The organism is Rhodopila globiformis (genome assembly GCF_002937115.1).
GTDB classification, from domain to species: Bacteria; Pseudomonadota; Alphaproteobacteria; order Acetobacterales; family Acetobacteraceae; genus Rhodopila; species Rhodopila globiformis.
The window spans coordinates 1-21,549 of sequence record NZ_NHRY01000269.1 but is presented as its reverse complement, the minus strand read 5'-3'; the positions used below and the strand labels follow the sequence as shown (position 1 = coordinate 21,549).

17 protein-coding genes are annotated in these 21,549 nt (G+C 66.9%); 10 read left to right on the top strand and 7 right to left on the bottom strand.

From position 1 onward, the window contains the following. The first annotated feature begins 340 nt into the window (after positions 1 to 340). The 3 genes from clpS (at position 341) to CCS01_RS29975 (ending at position 4,423) form a co-directional block, all read left to right on the top strand. Entirely contained in the window at positions 341 to 676 is a 336-nt protein-coding gene (gene clpS, locus CCS01_RS29985) for an ATP-dependent Clp protease adapter ClpS (RefSeq protein ID WP_104522707.1), read from the top strand. Positions 677 to 789: 113 nt separating this feature from the next. Next, on the top strand, positions 790 to 3,144 hold the full coding sequence (gene clpA / locus CCS01_RS29980) for an ATP-dependent Clp protease ATP-binding subunit ClpA (RefSeq protein ID WP_104522520.1): 2,355 nt from the start codon (positions 790 to 792) through the stop codon (positions 3,142 to 3,144). Positions 3,145 to 3,718: 574 nt separating this feature from the next. Further along, positions 3,719 to 4,423 carry a methyltransferase domain-containing protein gene (locus CCS01_RS29975; RefSeq protein WP_104522518.1) on the top strand — a complete coding sequence of 235 codons (705 nt, stop codon included), beginning with the start codon at positions 3,719 to 3,721 and terminating at the stop codon, positions 4,421 to 4,423. Positions 4,424 to 4,527: 104 nt separating this feature from the next. Here the strand turns inward: CCS01_RS29975 and CCS01_RS34480 are convergent, their stop codons facing one another. The 3 genes from CCS01_RS34480 to CCS01_RS29960 are packed head-to-tail and all read right to left on the bottom strand — an operon-like array spanning position 4,528 to position 6,957. Then, positions 4,528 to 5,196: a hypothetical protein gene (locus tag CCS01_RS34480; protein ID WP_193540182.1), complete on the bottom strand. Its 669-nt coding sequence runs from the start codon at positions 5,194 to 5,196 to the stop codon at positions 4,528 to 4,530. Between the two features lie 58 nt (positions 5,197 to 5,254). Next, positions 5,255 to 5,953 (bottom strand): SDR family oxidoreductase, encoded by a 699-nt coding sequence (locus CCS01_RS29965; RefSeq protein ID WP_104522516.1) that lies wholly within the window; start codon positions 5,951 to 5,953, stop codon positions 5,255 to 5,257. A 17-nt stretch (positions 5,954 to 5,970) separates the two neighbouring features. Further along, positions 5,971 to 6,957: an NADPH:quinone reductase gene (locus CCS01_RS29960; RefSeq protein ID WP_104522514.1), complete on the bottom strand. Its 987-nt coding sequence runs from the start codon at positions 6,955 to 6,957 to the stop codon at positions 5,971 to 5,973. A 132-nt stretch (positions 6,958 to 7,089) separates the two neighbouring features. On the opposite strand from CCS01_RS29960, the gene CCS01_RS29955 reads away from it, so the two are divergent. The 3 genes from CCS01_RS29955 to CCS01_RS29945 all read left to right on the top strand — a co-directional run bounded on the left by CCS01_RS29955 (position 7,090) and on the right by CCS01_RS29945 (position 9,888). After that, positions 7,090 to 7,992 (top strand): GGDEF domain-containing protein, encoded by a 903-nt coding sequence (locus CCS01_RS29955; protein WP_146102028.1) that lies wholly within the window; start codon positions 7,090 to 7,092, stop codon positions 7,990 to 7,992. 73 nt (positions 7,993 to 8,065) lie between these two features. Continuing rightward, positions 8,066 to 9,172 carry a Ppx/GppA phosphatase family protein gene (locus CCS01_RS29950; protein WP_104522510.1) on the top strand — a complete coding sequence of 369 codons (1,107 nt, stop codon included), beginning with the start codon at positions 8,066 to 8,068 and terminating at the stop codon, positions 9,170 to 9,172. After that, positions 9,169 to 9,888: an RlmE family RNA methyltransferase gene (locus CCS01_RS29945; RefSeq protein ID WP_104522508.1), complete on the top strand. Its 720-nt coding sequence runs from the start codon at positions 9,169 to 9,171 to the stop codon at positions 9,886 to 9,888. Before CCS01_RS29950 ends, CCS01_RS29945 begins: the two co-directional genes overlap by 4 nt. Here CCS01_RS29945 and CCS01_RS29940 read toward each other — a convergent pair. Both CCS01_RS29940 and CCS01_RS29935 read right to left on the bottom strand, forming a co-directional pair. Next, positions 9,860 to 10,336, bottom strand: a complete 477-nt coding sequence (locus CCS01_RS29940; RefSeq protein WP_104522506.1) for an ATP-grasp domain-containing protein — start codon at positions 10,334 to 10,336, stop codon at positions 9,860 to 9,862. The two genes, CCS01_RS29945 and CCS01_RS29940, sit on opposite strands and share 29 nt — an antisense overlap. Before the next feature lie 866 nt (positions 10,337 to 11,202). Beyond that, positions 11,203 to 12,354 (bottom strand): epoxide hydrolase family protein, encoded by a 1,152-nt coding sequence (locus CCS01_RS29935; RefSeq protein ID WP_104522504.1) that lies wholly within the window; start codon positions 12,352 to 12,354, stop codon positions 11,203 to 11,205. A 379-nt stretch (positions 12,355 to 12,733) separates the two neighbouring features. On the opposite strand from CCS01_RS29935, the gene CCS01_RS29930 reads away from it, so the two are divergent. Beyond that, positions 12,734 to 13,333, top strand: a complete 600-nt coding sequence (locus CCS01_RS29930) for a carbonic anhydrase (RefSeq protein WP_104522502.1) — start codon at positions 12,734 to 12,736, stop codon at positions 13,331 to 13,333. A gap of 505 nt (positions 13,334 to 13,838) precedes the next feature. After that, positions 13,839 to 15,650: an ABC-F family ATP-binding cassette domain-containing protein gene (locus CCS01_RS29925; RefSeq protein WP_104522500.1), complete on the top strand. Its 1,812-nt coding sequence runs from the start codon at positions 13,839 to 13,841 to the stop codon at positions 15,648 to 15,650. A 1,292-nt stretch (positions 15,651 to 16,942) separates the two neighbouring features. On the opposite strand, the gene bluB is transcribed toward CCS01_RS29925, so the two are convergent. Further along, entirely contained in the window at positions 16,943 to 17,605 is a 663-nt protein-coding gene (gene bluB, locus CCS01_RS29920; RefSeq protein WP_104522498.1) for a 5,6-dimethylbenzimidazole synthase, read from the bottom strand. Between the two features lie 2,061 nt (positions 17,606 to 19,666). Between bluB and CCS01_RS29915 the strand changes: the two genes are divergently transcribed. Next, complete coding sequence (locus CCS01_RS29915) at positions 19,667 to 21,031, top strand: serine hydrolase domain-containing protein (protein WP_204848472.1); 1,365 nt, start codon at positions 19,667 to 19,669, stop codon at positions 21,029 to 21,031. A gap of 132 nt (positions 21,032 to 21,163) precedes the next feature. Then, positions 21,164 to 21,295: a hypothetical protein gene (locus CCS01_RS35830; protein ID WP_275112984.1), complete on the top strand. Its 132-nt coding sequence runs from the start codon at positions 21,164 to 21,166 to the stop codon at positions 21,293 to 21,295. A 78-nt stretch (positions 21,296 to 21,373) separates the two neighbouring features. Here CCS01_RS35830 and CCS01_RS29910 read toward each other — a convergent pair. Continuing rightward, a partial coding sequence (locus tag CCS01_RS29910) for a transposase (RefSeq protein WP_146101497.1) occupies positions 21,374 to 21,549 on the bottom strand: 176 nt, incomplete at its 5' end.

Here is a 21,549-nt window from a genome sequence, read left to right as displayed (position 1 = left end):
AAATGTCCGGGCCTTTGCTTTTTCGCCGCGACTGCCCATCTGGCGTTCTGCCGCTGACGCCGGGAGGGGATCTTCCAAGATGCGAATTGATAAACCCGGGGCCATTTGGCGATAACGTGACAGTCCCCTCTTGCGGTTGAGGCCCGTCAGCGCAATCGTCTTTGTATTTTAGGGATTGCAAAGCCCTTCCAACGGAGCGTCGCGATCCGATATGCTGACTCCCTGCAAGGTGGCCCGACGGCGCGTGGCTGACAGGTGGAGAGGGTTGCCGGCAAATGGTCCGGTCAAAGATGCAGACCGTGGTGCGGTGGCCACGGGACGGCGAATGGATGCGAAGACGATGAGCGACAACGACAAGCGCGGCGGCGGAACGACTGAGGGCCCCAACACGGGGGTCGTGGTCAAGGCGCGTCCAAAGACCCGCAAACCCGCGATGTACAAAGTGTTGATGCTGAACGACGACTACACGCCGATGGAGTTCGTTGTCCACGTGCTCGAGCGGTTCTTCCAGAAGAACCGCGAGGAAGCGACCCGGATCATGCTGCACGTTCATCGCCGCGGCGTCGGCGTATGCGGGGTCTATACCTATGAGGTCGCCGAGACCAAGGTGACCCAGGTGATGGACCTGGCACGCCAGAACCAGCATCCCTTGCAGTGCACGATCGAGAAGGAATGATGCGCGGAGTCGGCGCAGCTTCGGTCTTATTGCGGTCTGGCGGCCTGCCCGTGGGCACCGTCCGGTCATGGTCTGCCCCGCAAGGGGCCATCTAACGAGCAGGAGCGTCGGACATGCTTTCCCGGAACCTCGAACAGACGCTTCACCGCGCCCTGTCACTGGCCAGTGAGCGGCGCCACGAATACGCGACCCTTGAACACCTCCTGCTTGGCCTGGCCGAGGACACCGACGCCGCCACCGTGCTGCGCGCCTGCGGCGTCGATCTCGAGAAGCTGCGCACCGACCTGACCGAATTCCTCGACAAGGACCTCGCCGGACTGGCCACCGACCGGCCGGGCGACCCGAAGCCCACCGCCGGCTTCCAGCGCGTCGTGCAGCGCGCCGCGATCCACGTGCAATCCTCGGGCCGCGACGAGGTGACCGGCGCCAACGTCCTGGTCGCCCTTTTCAGCGAACGCGAGAGCCACGCGGTTTACTTCCTGCAACTGCAGGACATGACCCGGCTGGATGCCGTCAACTTCATCAGCCACGGCATCGCCAAGGCGCCCGGCCGCTCCACCCAGCGCCCGGTCACCGGCACCAACGCGCAGCAGCCCGACGGCAGCCCGCCGGAGCAGGAGCGCGAGGAAAAGCCGAACCGCCGCAGCCAGGACGCGCTGTCCAACTACTGCGTCAACCTCAACAAGAAGGCGATGGCCGGCAAGATCGACCCGCTGATTGGCCGCGACCTGGAAATCGAGCGGACAATCCAGATCCTCTGCCGCCGCACCAAGAACAACCCGCTGTACGTGGGCGACCCCGGCGTCGGCAAGACGGCGATCGCCGAGGGCCTGGCCAAGCGCATCGTCGAGGGCGACGTGCCGGAGGTGCTGGCCAAGTCCACGATCTTCGCGCTCGACATGGGCTCGCTGCTGGCCGGCACCCGCTACCGCGGCGACTTCGAGGAGCGGCTTAAGGCGGTGGTCAGCGAACTGGAATCGCAGCCCGGCGCCATCCTGTTCATCGACGAAATCCACACCGTCATCGGCGCCGGCGCGACCAGCGGCGGGGCGATGGATGCATCCAACCTGCTGAAGCCGGCGCTCGCCTCCGGCACGCTGCGCTGCATCGGCAGTACTACGTATAAGGAGTTCCGCAACTACTTCGAGAAGGACCGCGCCCTGGTCCGCCGCTTCCAGAAGATCGACGTCAACGAGCCGACGGTCGAGGACAGCGTCAAGATCCTGCGCGGCCTGAAGCTGAACTACGAGAAGCACCACAAGGTCCGCTACACCGAGGAAGCCATCCGCGGTGCGGTGGAGCTGTCGGCCAAGTACATCAACGACCGCAAGCTGCCCGACAAGGCGATCGACGTGATCGACGAAGTCGGCGCCTCCCGTATGCTGCTGCCCGAGCACAAGCGGCGGAAAACCGTCACCCTGCGCGACGTGGAGGAGATCGTGGCGAAGATCGCCCGCATCCCGCCAAAGAGCGTCTCGGCCGACGACAAGGAGACGCTGCGCAACCTCGAACGCGACCTGAAGTCGATGGTGTTCGGCCAGGACAAAGCGATCGAGGCCCTTTCCGCCGCGATCAAGCTGGCCCGCGCCGGCCTGCGGGAGCCGGAGAAGCCCATCGGCAACTACCTGTTCAGCGGCCCGACCGGCGTCGGCAAGACCGAGGTGGCCCGGCAGCTGGCGGCGACTATGGGCATCGAGCTGATCCGCTTCGACATGTCCGAGTACATGGAGCGGCACAGCATCTCCCGCCTCATCGGCGCGCCGCCGGGCTATGTCGGGTTCGACCAGGGCGGGTTGCTGACCGACGCGATCGACCAGCATCCGCACGCCGTGTTGCTGCTGGATGAGATCGAGAAGGCGCATCCGGACCTGTTCAACATCCTGCTGCAGGTGATGGACCACGGGAAGCTGACCGACCACAACGGCAAGACGGTCGATTTCCGCAACGTGGTCCTGATCATGACGACAAATGCGGGCGCCTCCGACCTGGCGAAGGAAGCCATCGGCTTCGGCCGCGAAACCCGGACGGGCGAGGACGAGGATGCGATCAAGCGCCTGTTCACGCCGGAGTTCCGCAACCGCCTGGACGCGGTCATCGCCTTCGCCGGCCTGACGCCGGAGATTGTCGGCCGCGTGGTGGAAAAGTTCGTCATGCAGCTGGAAGCCCAGCTGGCGGACCGCAACGTGACGATCGAGCTGTCGTCCGCGGCCAAGGAATGGCTGGCGGAGCGCGGGTACGATCGTCTGTATGGCGCCCGGCCGCTGGCCCGGGTGATCCAGGAGCACATCAAGAAGGCGCTGGCCGAGGAGCTGCTGTTCGGCAAGCTGGTCAAGGGCGGCGCGGTGAAGGTGACGCTGAAAGACAACAAGCTGGACTTCGAAATCACCGAAGCCGCCCTGCCCGCCCTGCCGAAGCCGGAAGGCGACGAGGACGGTGGCACGGACCGGGAGCAGGAGGTCGAGGTTTAGGCCGGCTGACGCTGTTGGGATTGGAGGAGGCCGGCGGGATTACCTGCCGGCCTTTTTCTATGTTGGCAAGCAGCGTCCCCGCCCCGGGTGGGACAAGGCAGCGGCACAGCCTGGATTGGCGACCGCTTTCAACACGAAGAAAGCGGAGGACACACGGAGGGCCACGAAGGGGGTGTGAACGAGTCAGGCGATGAGACGACGCCGTCCCGCCCGATGATGCCGTTGGCCGGGTCCCGACAGGCCAGCAAGGTCCGGTCTCCGTGGCCCTTGTGGTCCTTCATCTTCCTCCGTGTTGAAAATTACGTAAGGATGAACGGGCACGGACGGTTCCCGGAACGCGCCGGCGCCGAAGCTGGCACCATGGTCACGGGCCATCCTTGGCACATCCCCTGGCGGGCTGACGCCATATCCCGGACGATGCCAGCAGACCAACGGTGATTGCCCGGCGGCCCTCCCCAGGTTACGACAGGCCGCACCGCCCTACCCTTCATGACAGAACACAAGATGCACACGGAATCCCCGGGCGCCTGCCCAGGCCAGGTCAAACCACCGCTCAAGGCAGGACGTCCCCATCATGGGGCATGAGGCTGCGAAGACAAACCGCCTCCGCGACGAGACCTTCAAGGCGAAGTATTTCAGCGGACATGTGCTCGACATCGGCTGCGGCACCGACCCGGTGGTGCCGGCGGCCATGCCGTTCGACCTGGAACAGGGCGATGCCAACCGGATACTGGATTATCTGGCCCCGGACTCGTTCGACTGCGTGCATAGCTCCCACTGCCTGGAGCACATGCACAATGCGCAAGCCGCGCTCATGCAGTGGTGGGCGCTCGTCAAGCCGGGCGGGTTCCTGGTGCTGGTCGTTCCCGATGAGGACCTTTATGAACAGGGGCACTGGCCGTCGCTGTTCAACCCCGACCACAAGGCGACCTTCCGGCTGGACAAACCGTCATCCTGGTCCCCGGTGTCCCATGATCTGGGCCAACTCGTCGGCGCCCTCCCCGGATGCGAGACCGTCGAGATCGATCGGCAGGATCGCGGGTACGATCATTCCTACCTGCACCTTCCACGCAACCGCATGATGCGTCACTGGCAGAAAGCCCTGCGCTGGTGCTTCCGTAAATGGAACAAGGATCTTTACCGGCCCGGCCCCAGGCCGCGCTGGACAGGGCCGTGGCTGGTGAGGTTCAACCGCTGGCTCGAGGTGCCCATTGACCAGACCCGAGGACCCGCCGTCGCGCAGATCCAGGTTATCCTGCGGAAAAAGTCGGCAGACTGAGGCCAATGAGCCTGGTCGCGCCCAGCCACCCGTGCGGTCCTGAGCCAGCCTGACCCTTCAAGCCATACGGATAGCCTCAGCCCCACCGTCAGGGGTTCGAGCGGCTATGCGTATCCACCGGCAACACTATTCTCCGACACCGCCAGGACGTCCTCAACGCGGCCTTGTCGCAGCGCATCAATCCCGCGCACCCCACCCAGTTCCGCATGGTGCTGCAGCAGAAAGCGATAGATCGTCCACGGGCTGTCGCCGAGAATCTGGAACAGGCGCGGCAGACCTGGCAGCAACGTCCGGTCGTTTAGAACTTGCCAGGACGGATAGCGGATCCCGCGCTTCGCCAGTTCCAGTCCAAGCACTTCATGACGCTTACGCTTGAGCCGCACCCCTTCCTCCGACATGCCCAGGCGTTCTGCCATCTCTGCAGTACTGAGCATGTCAGGGGCAGCAAGAAGCGACCGCTTCAAGGCATCGCCGCGCCTCTTCGCGGCGTCGAGAGCCGGGGCGAGTTCCGGTGCCTCAGGTCCCTCGCCGGCAATAATCACTGCTTTCACAATGGCCTGACGATTGGACGCGATGCATTCGGCGGCATCCGGGCTTACCACCACCTTCGCTGATCTGACACCGTGGATGCCCGCATTCTCCACCAACTCCATGAGCCGGGCCATATCCTCGTCAGGAAGCTGATGCAGCGAAACCAGGGCCGGCATTTCCACGGCGGAGGCCGACCCCGGCCGGGGCTGCGAGCCAATCCTGTTTTTGGCTGCCCGTGCCATCAGCGTCTCCTGACGAGACCAATTTGGCCAAGTTCACCAAGCTCGCCAACTACGATTGCTACCAGGCCAGTTCCTTCCCGGTGTAATCCAGGAACCGGTGCCCGTGGCTGCCCGCCTGCTTCTCGATCACCGCCACCAACCCCTCGGCGCTCTCCTTCACCGACACCGGCGCGCCCGCGCCGCCCATGTCCGTCGCCACCCAACCCGGATGCAGCGACAGCACCGTCAGCTTCCTCCCGCGCAGTTCCACCGCGAGCCCGCGGGTCAGCGAGTTCAGCGCCGCCTTGCTGGCCCGGTACAACTCGTGCCCGCCGCCGTTCATCGCCACGCTGCCCATCACCGACGAGGTGAATGCCAGCACACCGGAGCCGGATCGCAGATGCCCCGCCAGCGCCCGCGCCAGCCGCACCGGGGCGACGGCATTGATGAACATCAGCGCGCCGGTTTCCTCCATGGTCGCCTGGCTGGCGCTGCGATGCCCCGGGCCCGCCACGCCGGCATTGATCAGCGCCGCGTCCAGCACCCTGCCGTTCAGCGTCGCGCCAAATCCGTCCACCGCGGCGGTGTCGGTGACGTCCAGGGCGGCAATCGTCACCCGCCCGGGATGGCTGTCCGCCAGCGCCCGCAAGGCCGTCGCATTCCCGGGCTGCCGCGCGGTCGCGATCACATCCCAGCCGTGGTCGAGAAACACCTGCACGACCCCAAGGCCGATGCCGCGATTGGCGCCCACGACAAGCGCGAGCCGATGGTCAGTCATAGAATAGTCCTTTCAATTCAGCGGGCGCACGCCACGACCACGGTGCCGGCCTTGCCACCCGATTCCACCGCGATGTGCGCAGCCGCGGTTTCATATAGCGGGAATTCCGCTGCCACGGACAGGATGCGGTGCGGATTCCCAACGAAAGCCGCAATGTCCCTCTGCGCCCGCCGCCGATGGGCCACCGGGCTGGTCGGCAGGACGAAGCCACGCAGCGTCAGGTTGCGCATCATCAGCGCCCGCAGGTCCACCGCCGGCCGCACCGCCCCGGCCGTGGCGTAATAGGCGATGCTGCCGTTCTCCCGCACCGAGGCCAGCGTCGCCGCCAGGTTGCCGCCCAGGTCGACGTCGACGACATGGTCCACCAGGGCGCCACCGGTGATCGCGGCGATGCGGGCCGCGACATCCTCGGTCCGGTAGTTGATGACATGCGCCGCGCCGCCCGCCCGCGCCCGCTCGGCCTTCGCCACCGAGGACACCGTCGCGATCACCTCCGCCCCGGCCCAGGCGGCGAGCTGCACCGCGTAGTGCCCGACCGCCCCGGCGCCGCCGGTCACCAGTACCCGCAGCCCCTGCACCGGCCCGGCGGCGAACACGCAGCCATGCGCGGTCATCGCCGGGATGCCGAGCGTCGCCCCCGCGGCGAAGGACACATGGTCCGGCAGCGCCGTCACCAGGTTCGCATCCAGCGCGACGTACTCCGCCGCGGTGCCCATCCAGCGGCCGTTGCGCTGGCCGTTGTACAGCCAGACCCGCTCGCCGACGCGCTCCGCCGGCACGCCCTCGCCCACCTTGTCGATCACCCCGGCGCCGTCGCTGTTCGGGATCACGCGCGGGTATTCCGCCGGCACCGCGCCGCGCCGGCGATAGGTGTCGGACGGATTGACGCCGGACGCCTCCAGCCGCACCCGCACCTGGCCCGGCCCTGGCTCCGGCGTTGGCAGTTCCCCTGTCATCAGGACGTCGTTGGCGGCGCCCTGCCGATCGTACCAGACTGCGCGCATGGTCGTTCTCCCTGATGGATCTGGCTGCCTCTGGACAGGCACGGCCACGCCTGGGTGCGCTATAGAAATTATTCCCCTATTCCGCGCAGATATGTTTATTGTCTCGCGCATCCCTGGCGCGGAGTAATCGGCGTGCCCTTTACTGGCGATTATGATGGCTCAATCGTCGCGGTTTTGGAAAGGCTGCGCGATATCGCGGGCGTGGAGGGCCTCGCCCTGCTCGACCTGTCGGACACCGAGCAGCCGGTGCTGTTCGCCCTCGGCCCGGGCGGCCATGCCACCGTCACCCACGGGCGCGACCTGCTGCTCGCCGACCCGATTCGCCCATCGCATACGCTCGCCGCGGATGGCCGCGCCATCCTGGCCTGCCCCTGGATGCTGCCGCCCGACCGCCCGGGCGGCCTGGCGCTGTGGCGGGCGGCCGGCGCCCGTCGCTGGGAGGACGGCGACCACAGCCTTGCCGCCACCGTCGCCATGCTGCTGCATGTCCTGCTCTGCAGCGGCCTCGGGCAGGTCGGCATCGACCGTCTGACCGGCGTTCCCAACCGCCGCTGGTTCCTCGACGAGGCCGATCGGCATATCGAGCGGCTGGACGGGGACGGCGCGGTGGGGACCCTCAGCCTGATCGAGATCGACAACCTGACCCGGCTGGCCGTCAGCCTGGGACGCACGCATGTCGACCGCGTCCTGGTCCGGCTGGCGAGCTACCTGCGCACCATGGTGCGGCCCGGCGACGTGGTGGCCCGCATCGCCGTCGACGAGTTCGCCCTGTGGCAGACCGGCATGGACCACCTGACCGCGGCCGAGCGGGCGGAATCGCTGTGCCTGCAGCCGATGTTCCAGGAACTGCCGGACGGCCACCGCGCCTCGCTCTCCATCGGCATCGCCTCCCGCCCCATCGGCAGCGGTGAGGACGTCCGCACCCTGCTGCGCCGGGCGCAGCTTGCGGTGCGGGACCTGAAGGCCATCGGCGGTGGCGGCTGGCGGGTGTCGCATCTGCCGGCAAAGCCGCGCTGTTCCCAACCCAAGGAGTGAAAATTTCGACAGGGCACCCCGGTACGCGCATTCGGCGCTTGCCCCCCTCTGCCAGTCGGTTGACAATCTCCTGATGACGCCGGTGCAAGCTGCCCCTTTTCCGGACACATCCGCGCCGTGCAATGAGCCGCGGCTGGGTCCGCCGCGCCGTATCCCCGGACCGGCGTTCGCCGCGCTCGACCTTGGCACCAACAACTGCCGCATGCTCGTCGGCACCCCGCATGGCAGCGGGTTCCGGGTGGTGGACAGCTTCTCCCGCATTGTCCGCCTGGGCGAGGGGCTGCACAGCACCGGCCGCCTCAGCCCCGACGCGATGGACCGGGCGATCATCGCGTTGCAGGCCTGCGCCGCGCGGCTGGTGCGCCGCCCGGTCCGCCAGGTGCGCGCCATCGCCACGGAAGCGTGCCGCCGCGCCGCCAACGGGCCCGAGTTCCTCTGCCGGGTGAAGCAGGAAACCGGCTTCGACTTCGGCATCATCACCAGCCGGGAAGAGGCCGAGCTGGCCCTGGAATCCTGCGCCCCTCTGCTGCCCATCGACGGGCGGCGGGCACTGCTGTTCGACATCGGCGGCGGCTCGACCGAGCTGGCCTGGATCCGCCTCGCCCACGGCCGGCCGGAGCTGATTGGCTACGACTCGCTGCCCGTCGGCGTGGTGACCCTGGCCGAGCGCTGGGGCGACGCCGGCTTCGACCCCAACGGGTTCGAGGCGATGGTCACCGACGTGCAGAAGCGCCTGCTGGCGTTCGAGCGCGTGCACTGCATCGCGCACGAAATCCGCGACGGCGGGGTGCGGCTGCTGGGCACCAGCGGCACGGTCACCACCCTGGCAGGCGTGGCGCTGAACCTCGACCGCTACCGCCGCCCGGCGGTGGACGGGATTGAACTGAATGCGCGTGAGGCCGCCGACGCGCTGGCGCACCTGCGTGCCCTCGGGCGGGAGGGGCTGATCCAGCACCCCTGCGTCGGCGCCGATCGGGTGGAGTTCGTGCTGCCGGGGTGTGCCGTGTTCGCCGCAATCACCCGGATGTGGCCGGCGCCGCACGTCATCGTGGCTGATCGTGGTCTGCGTGAGGGTTTGCTGCTGCGGCTGATCCGCGCGCACCGGTTGCGCCAGGGGCGGTATGACGGGCGGTATGACGGGCGGTATGACGGGCGACGGCGGGATTACTGCCGCCCATGAAGAAGCCGGTCGTCCCGCCTTCGCGCGGGTTGGCGGTGCCGGTGAAGACCGCCAGGAGCCGCAGTTCCGCCTCCACCCGCTGGCTGGCCCGCCAACTCAACGATCCCTATGTCGCGGCGGCGCGCCAGCAGGGGTGGCGGTCGCGCGCTGCGTTCAAGCTGCTGGAGCTGGACGAGAAGTTCCACCTGATCCGCCCGGGCGTGCGGGTGCTGGACCTGGGCGCGGCGCCGGGCGGCTGGACGCAGGTGGCGGTGAAGCGCGGTGCGAAGTCGGTGCTGGCGCTGGACCTGCTGCCGATGGACCCGATCCCCGGCGCCACCGTGCTGCAGGGCGACTTCAACGACCCGGCGATGCCGGAGCGCCTGCGCGAGGCACTGGGCGGCGAGGCCGACGTGGTGCTGTCGGACATGGCGCCGAACACCACCGGCCATGCCGCGACCGATCACCTGCGCATCGTCGCCCTGGCCGAGCTGGCGCTGGACTTCGCGGTGCAGGTGCTGGCGCCCGGCGGCGCCTTTGTCGCCAAGGTGTTCCAGGGCGGCTCGGAGAAGCAGATCCTGGACCTGCTGAAGCGCAACTTCGCCAGCGTCCGCCATGCCAAGCCGCCGGCCAGCCGGAAGGAATCGAGTGAGCTGTATGTCGTCGCCACCGGCTTCCGCGGCCAGGCGGCGGCTGTTCGTGGCGACCTCAAGCCGGGTCCCGCCGCCAGCCCTTGAGACGGGATGCCAGCATGGTCCGAAATGCCTGCTGGATCGCCGTCACCGCGTGGTTCCGATAGGCGAAGTGCGGCGCCAACTCGGGATGAACAAGCATCGTGGCATTGGCCTCAAAGACGACGATCCTGCCGTCCGGCATCATGCCGAAATCGATCCCGCCGAAATCGAGCGCCATCCGGGCAGCGATCGCCCGCAGGGCGGTCACGCCCGAAGTGCCAAGCTCAGCCTCGGGATCGGCGAGGAACCGCTGCTCCTCGGCCTGTCGTGCACGGTCGCCGGCCATCCCGGCGGTCCAGTAATGAACGAGCCAATCGCGTGAAATCGCCAGATGATACGGATACGGGCAACCATCGACAAAGATGAAGCGATACTTGCGGAACCACCCGTCGGGCGGCCTGTAGTCGATGAACGCCGTCACGTAGCCCGGATCGGTAACACAGGAACGCAAGCCGGCGATATCATCGATCCGGCGGACGCCTTGCCCGCCATGAGCGCCGAGCGGGCGATAGATGACGGGCAGGGAAAGCCCGGACCGCCGGAGCGTTTCCCACGGATCGCTGGCGCGCCGGCCACACGGACCACGGGCGGAACGAGCACGCCTGTCATGCCGCCAAGTAAATCCGCCAAATTATCGCGCCGTGTGCAAGCCACGCGATCCGGATGATTGAGCACGATGGCACCGGGCTCGTCCAACACGCGCGCAACCGGCGGTGTCAGCGCGGGCGCCAGGTCAACTTCCCCGATTCCACTGAAAACCAGGTCGTAATGCGGAAGCTCCCGGTCCTGGTCCTGCGTGGCATACTCAACGTACGATCAGCTAATCCCGGGTGGCGCTGAGACATCGTGACAGCGATTGCAGAAGAGAGGACAGCCGGCCGGGCACGATGCATACATCAGACCCTCTCGTATCCCACGAGCAACCTGATCAACCTGGACCATAACCCTCAAGTCGTTTTTGTCTCATATTGTTACAAACAAACACGAACCTGTGCCCCAGCGGTTCCCTCGTGGTGACCGGCGACCCGATGCTGCGGCACGGACCCGCCCCATGTGGCGCCAGGAATCGCGGCATGGCCGGACCGGTGAACCCGCCTGCCAAGACAGCGCCATCCGCACCCGTCCGTGCGCCGTCCCCCTGCCCCTCCGCGGCCCTCCGCCACCCTCAGTTCCATCTCTGTGCGAGCGGAAATACGCCCTCAACCACGCTGTCCCCACCCGGGGAGGCACCCCTCCCAACACCGCACCAGCCCGGACCACCCCCCAACTCGATCATCCACAAATGCCAACCCGATGCCGATTTCCAGGCGCAAACCCTCACGTCCTCAGCACCCGGAAAAACGCCCGGATCTCTTCGGCGAGGGCGTCGGGTTGCTCCATGGCAGCGAAGTGGCCGCCGCGGGGCATCGGGGTCCAGCGCTGGATGTTGGTGTAGGTCTTTTCGGCGATCGAGCGGGGCGGACGGATGATCTCCTTCGGGAAGGCGCAATAGCCCATCGGCACGGCGATCGTGCTGCCCGACGGAATCGGCCAGCCGAAATGCATCCGGGCGTAGTAGGGCCAGAAGGACGACCCGATGGCGCCGGTGAACCAGTAGAATGAAACGTTGGCGAGCAGGTGGTCGCGGCTGATGACGGACTCCGGGTCGCCATTGCAGTCGGTCCAGCTGCGGAACTTCTCGATGATCCAGGCGGCGAGGCCGGCGGGCGAGTCGGTCAGGCCATAGGCCAGGGTCTGCGGCTTGGTGCCCTGGATCCACTGGTAGCCGGTTTCCTCCTTCAGCCAGGCGGCCAGGTCGGCGAAGTATCGGCGTTCCTCCTCGGTGGGATTCGCCGGCGGCGGGCGGTCGCGCTGGATGGTCAGCAGGTTGATGTGAATGCCGATCAGGGCGTCCGCGTGGGCGTAGCCGAGGCGGGAGGCGGTGAAGGCGCCATAGTCGCCGCCCTGGGCGCCGTAGCGCTTGTAGCCCAGGACGTCGGTCATCAGCGTGGCGAAGCGGGCGGCAATCTCCTCGATATTGAAGCGCTTCTGCCCGGGCCTGAAGGACAGGCCGTAGCCCGGCAGCGACGGGGCGACGACGGTGAAAGCGTCCGCCGGGTCGCCGCCGAAGCGGGCAGGGTCGGTCAGGCGGGGGATGATGTCGAGGAACTCGAACACCGAGCCCGGCCAGCCATGCATCAGCAGCAGCGGCATCGGCGCCGGCCCCTGCCCCGGCACGTGCAGGTAATGCAGATCGACGTCCGGCAGTGCCACCTTGAACTGCGGGAAGGCGTTCAGCCGCGCCTCCTGCGCCCGCCAGTCGAACTGGTTCCGCCAGTACGGCACGAGGTTTTTCATGTACGCCAGGTCGGTGCCGTAGGCCCAGGGCGCGTCGGGCGCCTGGTCCGGAAACCGCGTCAATGCCAGGCGGGTGCGCAGATCGGCGACGTCTTGCTCGGGGATGGACAGAGTGAACGGCGTCGGGGCCATGACCGATGTCCTTGCTGTCATGCGGGAAGGATGCCGGTCGCGGCGGCGGGGTCAAGGGCACCGCCGGCCGCCGCCTTATCCGGCGGCTACAGTACCGGCGCGATGCGGATCTTCGGTTGTTGCGAATAGAACGATCTCAAACGGGCGTGAGGCTCCTGCGCCACCGTTGCCCTTGCGCCATGTGTCCGGCCGCGAAGGCGCTGGTGACTTTCGTGGGAGCACGTTGAATGATCAGACCCGCCGCGCCTGCCGGCATCCGCGTCCGCCGGCGTAGCGCCCTGACCATTCTGGTGATCGCCGGAACGCCGAACGACCGCCCGGCTCTTCGCGCGTCGCCGGCACTTGACCGGGCATAGGACTCACGTATTGCGTTGTGGCCATGCTGAGCAATCTCAAAGCCAACAACCGGGCATGGGCGGCGCGCAAGGTCGCGGGCGATCCCGGATTCTTCAAGCGCTTGGTTGGCCAGCAGGCGCCGGAATATTTATGGATCGGCTGCTCCGACAGCCGGGTGCCGGCGAACGAAATCGTCGGCCTCGACCCCGGCGAGTTGTTCGTTCACCGCAACGTGGCCAACCTGGCGCCACCACAGGATGCCAATTACCTGTCAGTGCTGCAATTCGCCGTTGACGTGCTGAAGGTCAGGCACATCCTGGTTGTCGGCCACTACGGCTGTGGTGGCGTCCGCGCGGCGGTGGACGGCAGGCGGCGTGGCCTGGTTGACCACTGGCTGCACCCGATCCGGGAGGTGTTCAACGAACATCGGGACGAGTTGGACCGGATCACCGACGAACGGGCCCGGCTGGACCGGCTGTGCGAGCTGAACGTCATCCGCCAGGTGCGCAACGTCGCCGCCGACGTCTTCGTGCAGGACGCCTGGGCGCGCGGCCAGGAAGTCAGCGTCCACGGCTGGGTTTATTCGCTGGCCAACGGGCTGGTCACTGATCTTGGGGTCACCATCGGCCCGCTCGGCGGTTAGGGTCCGGGCGGAATAACCGATCCGGCGCAGCAGCCCTTCCGCGTCATGGTGGCCATCCGGGACGAGCCCGGGCAGAGGCTCCCGGTTGCCATCCACGCCTTGCGGTGCCGGTATCAGCAGAAGCCGCCCACCATGACGGGGAGGCACCGGCCTCACCCATTTTTCACCCATCGTGGTGGCCGCGCCGCCACGGGGACTGCTACGATGAACATCCGCACCAGCCCGCCCGATGTCCCCCCTGATTCTCCGGGGCCTTCCAAGCTCCTCGGCTTCTTCTCTGTGCGAACAGAAATACGCCATCAACCACGCCGTCCCTGCCGCGGAGGCACCATCGCGCACCGCGGCCGTCCCGGAACAAGTGGACCAGTACTCTCGCATCCACGAATGCCCTGCGGTGCCGGTTTCCAGCCGGACAGCAAGCGCTGCGGACCTCCAGGCCCACGGCAACCCAACCGGCTCCAAAACCGGTTTCGCGGTTGCCCGGGTTGTGGTGTAGACCCTCGCCATGGCCCCTCCCCTGCTCACCCTGCAAGACATCGCCCTGACCTTCGGCGCGACGCCGCTGCTGACGTCCGCCGGCCTGTCTGTCTCGGCCGGCGACCGCGTCTGCCTCGTGGGCCGCAACGGATCCGGCAAGTCCACGCTGCTGCGGATCGCCGCCGGGCTGGTGCAGCCCGATGCCGGGCGCCGTTTCGCCCAGCCCGGCGCCACCATCCGCTACCTGCCGCAGGAGCCGGATTTCGCCGGCTTCTCCACCACGCTGACCTATGTCGAAGCCGGCCTCGGCGACGCCGCCGCCGCGGACAAGTATCGCGCCGCCTACCTGCTGGAACAGCTTGGCCTCACCGGCCAGGAGGACCCGCAGCGCCTGTCCGGCGGCGAGGCGCGGCGCACCGCCCTCGCCCGCGTGCTGGCGCCGGAACCCGACATCCTGCTGCTGGACGAGCCGACCAACCACCTCGATTTGCCGGGGATCGAGTGGCTGGAGCAGGAACTCGCCGCCATGCGCTCCGGCATCGTGCTGATCAGCCACGATCGGCGGCTGCTGGAGCGGATCTCGCGCGCCACCGTCTGGCTCGACCGTGGCGTCACCCGCGTGCTGGACGAGGGGTTCGCGTCTTTCGAGGGCTGGCGCGACCAGGTGCTGGAGCAGGAGGAACTTGAGCGGCACAAGCTGGGCCGCAAGATCGTCGTGGAGGAGGACTGGCTGCGCTACGGCGTCACCGCAAGGCGCAAGCGCAACCAGAAGCGGCTGGCCGACCTGCACGCGCTGCGCAAGCGGCACAAGGAGCGGCGGGCGGCGGTTGGCAAGGTGAAGCTGGAGGCTGCCGAGGCGGAACTGTCCGGGCGGCTGGTCGCGGTGGCTGAAAATGTATCGAAGGCGTATGACGACCGTGCCGTGGTGCGGGATTTTTCGGCGCGGGTGATCCGCGGCGACCGTGTCGGCATCGTCGGGCGCAACGGCGCGGGGAAGACGACGCTGCTGAACCTGCTGACGGGCAAGCTGGCGCCGGACAGCGGCGAGCTGAAGCTGGGCACCAACCTGTCCGAGGTGGAACTCGACCAGCGGCGGGAGACGCTCGATCCGGCGCTGACCCTGGCGCAGACGCTGACCGGCGGGTCGGGCGACACGGTGACCGTCAACGGCCAGAACCGCCACGTCGTCGGCTACATGAAGGACTTCCTGTTCGCGCCGGAGCAGGCGAACACGCCGGTGGGGGTGTTGTCGGGCGGCGAGCGCGGGCGGCTGACCCTGGCGCGCGCCTTCGCCACGCCGTCGAACCTGATGGTGCTGGACGAGCCGACCAACGACCTGGACCTGGAGACGCTGGAACTGCTGCAGGAGCGGCTGGCGGAATACAGCGGCACGGTGCTGCTGGTCAGCCACGACCGTGATTTCCTCGACCGCGTCGTGACGTCGGTGATCGCAACCGAGGGCGACGGGCGCTGGACCGAGTATGCCGGCGGCTATACCGACATGCTGGCGCAGCGCGGCCCGGCGGTGAGATCGGCAGTGACCGTCCCGGCGGCGAAGCCTCGGGCGGCGCGGGAGGAACCGGCCGCGAAGCCGGCCATCCGGAAGATGAGCTTCAAGGACAAGCACGCGCTAGAGACGCTGCCCGGCCGTATCACCGAGTTGGAGAAGGAGATCGGCCGGCTGAACGGTGTGCTATCCGACGGTGATCTCTACACCCGGCGGCCGGCGAAGTTCGCCGAGGTCACCAAGGCGCTGGAGGCGGCGCAGGCGGCCCTCACTGGAGCCGAGGAACAGTGGCTGGCTTTGGAGATGCTGCGGGAGGAACTGGAGGCCGGGTGATGTCTCATGCTTGACAGGGTAAAGCGGGCCTGAAGCGAAGCAACGGCTTCTACAGCAGACCGCAGGTCAATTGAGACAGGGCGACGGCGCTCCCTCATCGCCATGGCCCGACTTGTTGTTTAGACTGGACACTTGTCCGGGCCACCTGTTCCAGCACATGTGCCGCGATAGGTGGCCCGGACGAGCCGCATCCGCGCCAACATAGTCGGGAACAGGGCGTGGTCGTCTCCTTATCGTCATGGCCGGGCGTGTCCCGGCCATCCACCCCGCGCCGCTGAAGCGCGGATGGCCGGGACACGCCCGGCCATGACGGGGAGGCAATGGACCCGCCCCGGCCTCGTTATGTTAGCGCCTATGCGGACCAGCCGGGCCATGACGATGAGGACAGGGGGCTGCAGTGTCCCAACCGACCTGCGGTCTGCTGTAGCGTTCGCACTTCCCTGGCTGACTCAGCGATGCCACCCATTCTTACCACATTCCAATGGTTCCAGGCCATTCAACCACCCGACATCACAGCGTTGGGTCAACGGTGCTTCTGCGGCGGCTTCGCGCCGCGGAAGCCCTCAATTCGCTCTACTCAACCTAAAAGGCTGTTCAAAGGATTGATGGCGAGACTCCAGTTCTCAGTTTCATTGTGCATGGCGCGCCAAGCCCGGCGCCGCCCGGCAACAGCGGGCGGGCCCGGATGCCAGCGCAGCCTCTGCCGCATGCCCACGATGTTACAGCAGACCGCAGGTTAGGTGGGACGCAGACGGCCTGTCTTCATCGTCATGGCCCGGCTTGTCCGGGCCACCTGTCGCGGCACACGTGCTGGAATAGGTGGCCCGGACAAGCCGGGCCATGACGAGTGAGGTGCGCCGTCGCCGTGTCTCAACCAACCTGCGGTCTGCTGTAGTGCCTGGACGGGCTGTTAGCGCTAACCGGCCACTTTCGTGGCCGACTGAACCCGGGGTCGTGTCAGCGACCCGCTTGCCGCTTTGAGCGGCCAACACCATAAAGCCCCCGGCTTTGCCGGGGGATACTTACTTGATGAATTGTGGCTTTGAGGTAGCGATTGTACAAAGGCCTACCATGGCACTTCAAAAGATACTGGAGATTGAACCTTGTGTCGGTGGTGCAGGGGGATGGGTTCATGCTGCGCCCGGCGACACGTTTTATTGATAAATAGCAACAAAATCAAGGCTGTTCAGTGTCGCGATAATTGGTGGCGTCTGTGACGACCGAGACGTTGGCCGCCCGGCGCACCATCTGGTGACGACGTCCATGGCGGCGAACGAACGCGACGCCAGGCATCACCTGCGGATCGTTGCTGCCGCCGTCGGCTGCCGTTCCGCCCAACCGAAGCGTTCCAGTTCCGGCGTGTCGTCCTCGGTCTGCGGGTACCCCAGGCAAAAATAGCCGATGAACTGCCAGTCGCGCGGCACGTCGAGGATCTCGTGCATGATCGCCGGTTCAAGGATCGACACCCAGCCCAGGCCGATGCCCAGCGCCCGGGCCGCGAGCCACAGCGTGTGCACCGCCATGACGGCGGAGTAGGCGGTCGTTTCCGGCATCGTCCGGCGCCCGAGGCCGTGGCCCTGGGCCGGATCGCACTCGGCGAACACGGCGAACTGGCACGGGGCCGCGTCGAAGCCGGCCAGTTTCAGGCGAGCATAGGCGGGTGCCAGCGCGGGGTCCTGGCTGGCCAGGGCTTCGCCGTTGCAGCGTTCGAAGCTGGCCCGGACGGCGGCGCGGCGCTGGGGCGAGTCGACCATGACGAAGCGCCAGGGCTGGCAGAGGCCGACGGACGGCGCCAGCGACGCGGTCTCGAACAGGGCGGCGACGGTGGCGGGTGGGATGGGCGTGGTCCGGAAGTGGCGCACGTCGCGGCGCCAGCGGAACAGTGTCTGGAGCTGGGAGCGGAAGGCGTCGTCGAACGCCGGCGCCGCCGGGGTGGGGTGGTGCGTCGCGGTCATGGCTGCCGGGTCCGGGTAGGGCGATGCCGAATGGGGTGGTTGCCAGGCATGCCGCGCGCGGCCCTGCCTGATGCGCCGCTGGGAAAAGCGGCGTCCATGTCCGCGGTGCGGACGTCGTTGATGTGCATCGAGGCCACGCTGTATCCGTTGTCCGTTCACAGACCAGTGTATCCGTTTGCCGGTGCCGGCGCCAGGATTTGCGCAGGCGGCGGCCGGCGTGGTTGCCCGGATGGTGCCCCACTGGCGATGCAACAGTGGCGGCCGCTGCTATTTCGTCATGCCGGGCGCGGACCGCATGAGCGTTGCGACAGCGGTGGTCGTTGCCACGTCGTCATGCCGGGCGCAGGACCGGCATTCACGCCTTATGCTGGCGTCGGCACCGCAGGCGTGGACGGTGGCCCTGCGGCGACCATGATGACAGAGGAGTCGCGCTGCGCGTGCCCTTGTTTTAGCGCCAGTGGGGCACAGGGCCGGGCATCCACGTTTGGCGGTGTCAAAGCGGCGGAAAGGCGTGGATAGAGGCTTGGAGTCTGTGCCCGGGCTTGTCCCGGGTGGCCGCCATGACGACAGGGCGGTCCGTCGCTGGTGCGCCGGTCCTGCAGATTCGGCCGTCACATTATCTTGGCCACGACGAAGCGGGCACGGCGATCAACCCACCGCCCCCGCGGGCGGCCCCGATTCCTTCTCTGCGTGCTCTGCGCCCCGCTCCGCGATCTCTGCGTTGCAAAAATGCGGTGCCGCAACAAAGAGCGGCGCTGCCGGTGAGTCGGCCAACCTGCAACGCCGGGGGCGCCCCGGCCACCGCGATTTAACGCAGAGCGCGCAGAGCGGGGCGCAGAGCACGCAGAGAAAGGAATCGGGGCGGCCCGCGGCAAGGGCGGCTGGAATGCGGCCGGCCTGTTGCTGTCGCAACGCGCAGCTTGGCATTCAAGGCAATGAGGGCCGGATCAATCACGCCAATGCGGATGGTATCCCGCTTGGCTGCCCGCAGGGTTTCCCAACACGCTCGCCCAACCAGGTTTGGCTCTTGTCGGGTTCCGGGGTGGTCGTGTGAGGCGTTCCACGGCCGCGAAATCCAACCAGAACCGTGTTGAAAAGGGCCACGACAATGCCCTGTCGGATGACGTGCGCCCCTGCTGCGGCAACAGCCCCGCTGCATCTGCGTTCATCTGCGTTCATCTGCGGTTCCATTTCTGCTTTGGCGCAGCACGCACGGGTTGGAACATCCCTCCCGCCGCCACGCTGATTCAGGAACCGCAAATGAACGCAGATGAACGCAGATGAACGCAAATGGGCCGGTGGTGAACCGGACCTCCGAACGTGTTGTCGGCCGCGCGCCGATTGTTGCCGGGACGCTCGGTTGTGGTTTTGAAGGGTCTTGCCGGGTTCCGGATGGACGGTGAAGCGTCTCACCGCCCCGAAATCCAATAAGAGCCCCAAATTTTCCCAGGCGTGCTTTCGAAGCTGGCTTTCGAAGCGGGGCGCTTATTGTTCCTGATTTATTCGATGTTCCGGGCTGGGCAACGAGCGCCCGAGAAGGTTCGTTCTTGTTTCGGTCCAAGTTGGCTCCGATTGATATTTCCGTTCGCCACATGGCGGTGGGCGCAGTCGCGTCGCACAAAATAGTGACGTACGTAACCACGCCTCCATTGCGACATCATAATAACATCACACGTAACTTAATAGTACCTATATATGTTACTCAGCAACAATGTAACGGATAAGTGACGTACCTGGTGCGAAATGGTAACGTACTATCAGACGATAAGACGTTCTTGTAACTCTAAAGCAACAAAATGAAAGCGATGATCAAGGTTGGTGGTCAGACGTCGGCGGCGCTTCGAAGGTATGGCGCTGTTCCTTGTAAATACGTGATTTATTCTTGTTCTGTACAAGACCTCTCTGATGTGGCGCCGGCTCCGGATCGTAGCGAGGACATATAGCGAACATAACGCCAACAAGGCTTTCGCCCCGCTGTTGCCGGCACGGAAAGCCTGCGCTAGCCTCGGTTCGTCAGACAGGACGGTCACACGAAACGGGCACCGGCATGGATCACCCGGCATGAACCACGTCGAACCAGCCGCACTCATCAGACGGCTGGCGCGGTTACTGTGCCTCGCCGCCAGCACCCTCGCGGCCACGCCAGCCATGGCCGGCACCGCCGGGGGCGCCGACGCTCGGCCGCCGCCCGCCGCCGTCCTGCCGGCCCCGGCGGCGCAGGCCGCGCCGCGCGGGTTCGACCGCATCACCAGTTACTTCCGCAACGAAACCGAGCGGCGGCGCATCCTCGGCGCTGTGGTGACGATCGCCCGCCACGGCACGGTAATCTATGACCAGGCGTTCGGCCTCGCGGACCCCGCCACCGGCGCGCCGATGCGCACCGACAGCATCTTCCGCATCTACTCGATGACCAAGCCGATGACCGGCGTGGCCGTGCTGATGCTGGCGGAACAGGGGCGGATCCACCTCTCCGACCCCGTATCGAAATACCTGCCGGCGCTGGCGCATCCGCGCGTCGCAGTCGAAACGACCAATGTAAATGGCCAACCGATCGTTTCTCTGGTGCCGGCCGAGCGCGCGATCACCATCCGGGACCTGCTGACCCACACTTCGGGCATCACCTACGGCGTCGGCCAGTCAGCGGCGGAACAGGCGATGCGCCGGGCCGGGCTCGGCATCCAGCTCGGACGCGGCGACGGCCATCCGCTGTCGCAGCGCCTGACCGACCAGCAGGTGGCGCAGGCGCTCGGCACGGTGCCGCTGAAGTTCCAGCCAGGCACCGGCTGGGTCTATGGCCGTTCCATCGACGTTCTGCTCGCCCTGGTCGAGGTCGTCTCCGGTCAGCGCGGCGACGCGTTCATGCGCGACCATATCTTCCGCCCGCTCGGCATGACCGACACGGCCTTCAACCTTCCGCCCGGCAAGCTGCACCGCGTGGCGCAGCCCGGCGCCGATCCGGACACCGGGCGCATCCCGGACCTCACCGACGTGACGAAGCCGCGCATCTTCCTCGGCGGCGGCGAGGGGCTGCTGTCCACCGCGGCCGACACCATGCGCTTCGCCCTGATGCTGGCCAACCACGGCGAACGGAACGGCGTGCGCCTGCTGTCGCCGGCGTCGGTGGCGCTGATGACGTCGAACCAGTTGCCGCCGGGCGTGGCCGTCGGTCCCGGGAACGGTCTCGGACCGGGTTATGGCTTCGGCTTCACGGTCGCGGTCCGCACCCGCTCGGACGCGCTGGGGCATGCCGGGGAGTTTCGCTGGGACGGCGCGGGCGGGACGTCGTTCTGGGTGGACCCGGCCGACGATCTCGTGGCGATCCTGATGACCCAGGCGCCGGGGCAGGGGTACCGCGAGCGGACCGCCCTGCGCACGCTGGTCTACCAGGCGCTGGCGGAGACGCCGCCGCTCGCCGGGGCGCCGTAGGCGAGGCATCACCACCCCGCGGCCACGCCCGGCGGCCCCCCTCGCGCCCGCTACGAGTACGACGCGGCCGGACGGTTCCTCGGCTCGACCGGCGTCGTCATCGACGTCACGTCAACCCATGCGGCCGAGGCCGTGCTGCGGCTCTGCCTCAAGGTCGGCCGGGTCGGCTGGTTCCGCCGGGATTTCGCCACCGGCCGGCTGCACCACCACGACGCCCGGTGGCAGTTCGAGTATGGCCCGGACGGTGACTGCTTGCCTGACTGATCCCAGATGATCCGGCCCACAGGAAGCCTTATCTGATCGATTTCGTCATTTTTATCATAGACCAACTAGGGCGTGTCGTCAATTAAGCCAAACGACGGCGGCGGCGAGGTGGACCGCGGCGAGGAAGTTGCGGGCAGTCTTGTCATAGCGGGTTGCGATGGCACGGAACTGCTTGAGCCTGGCGAAGAAATTTTCGATCAGATGGCGCGCCTTGTAGAGGTCGCGGTCGTAGGTCCGCGGCGAGCGGCGATTGG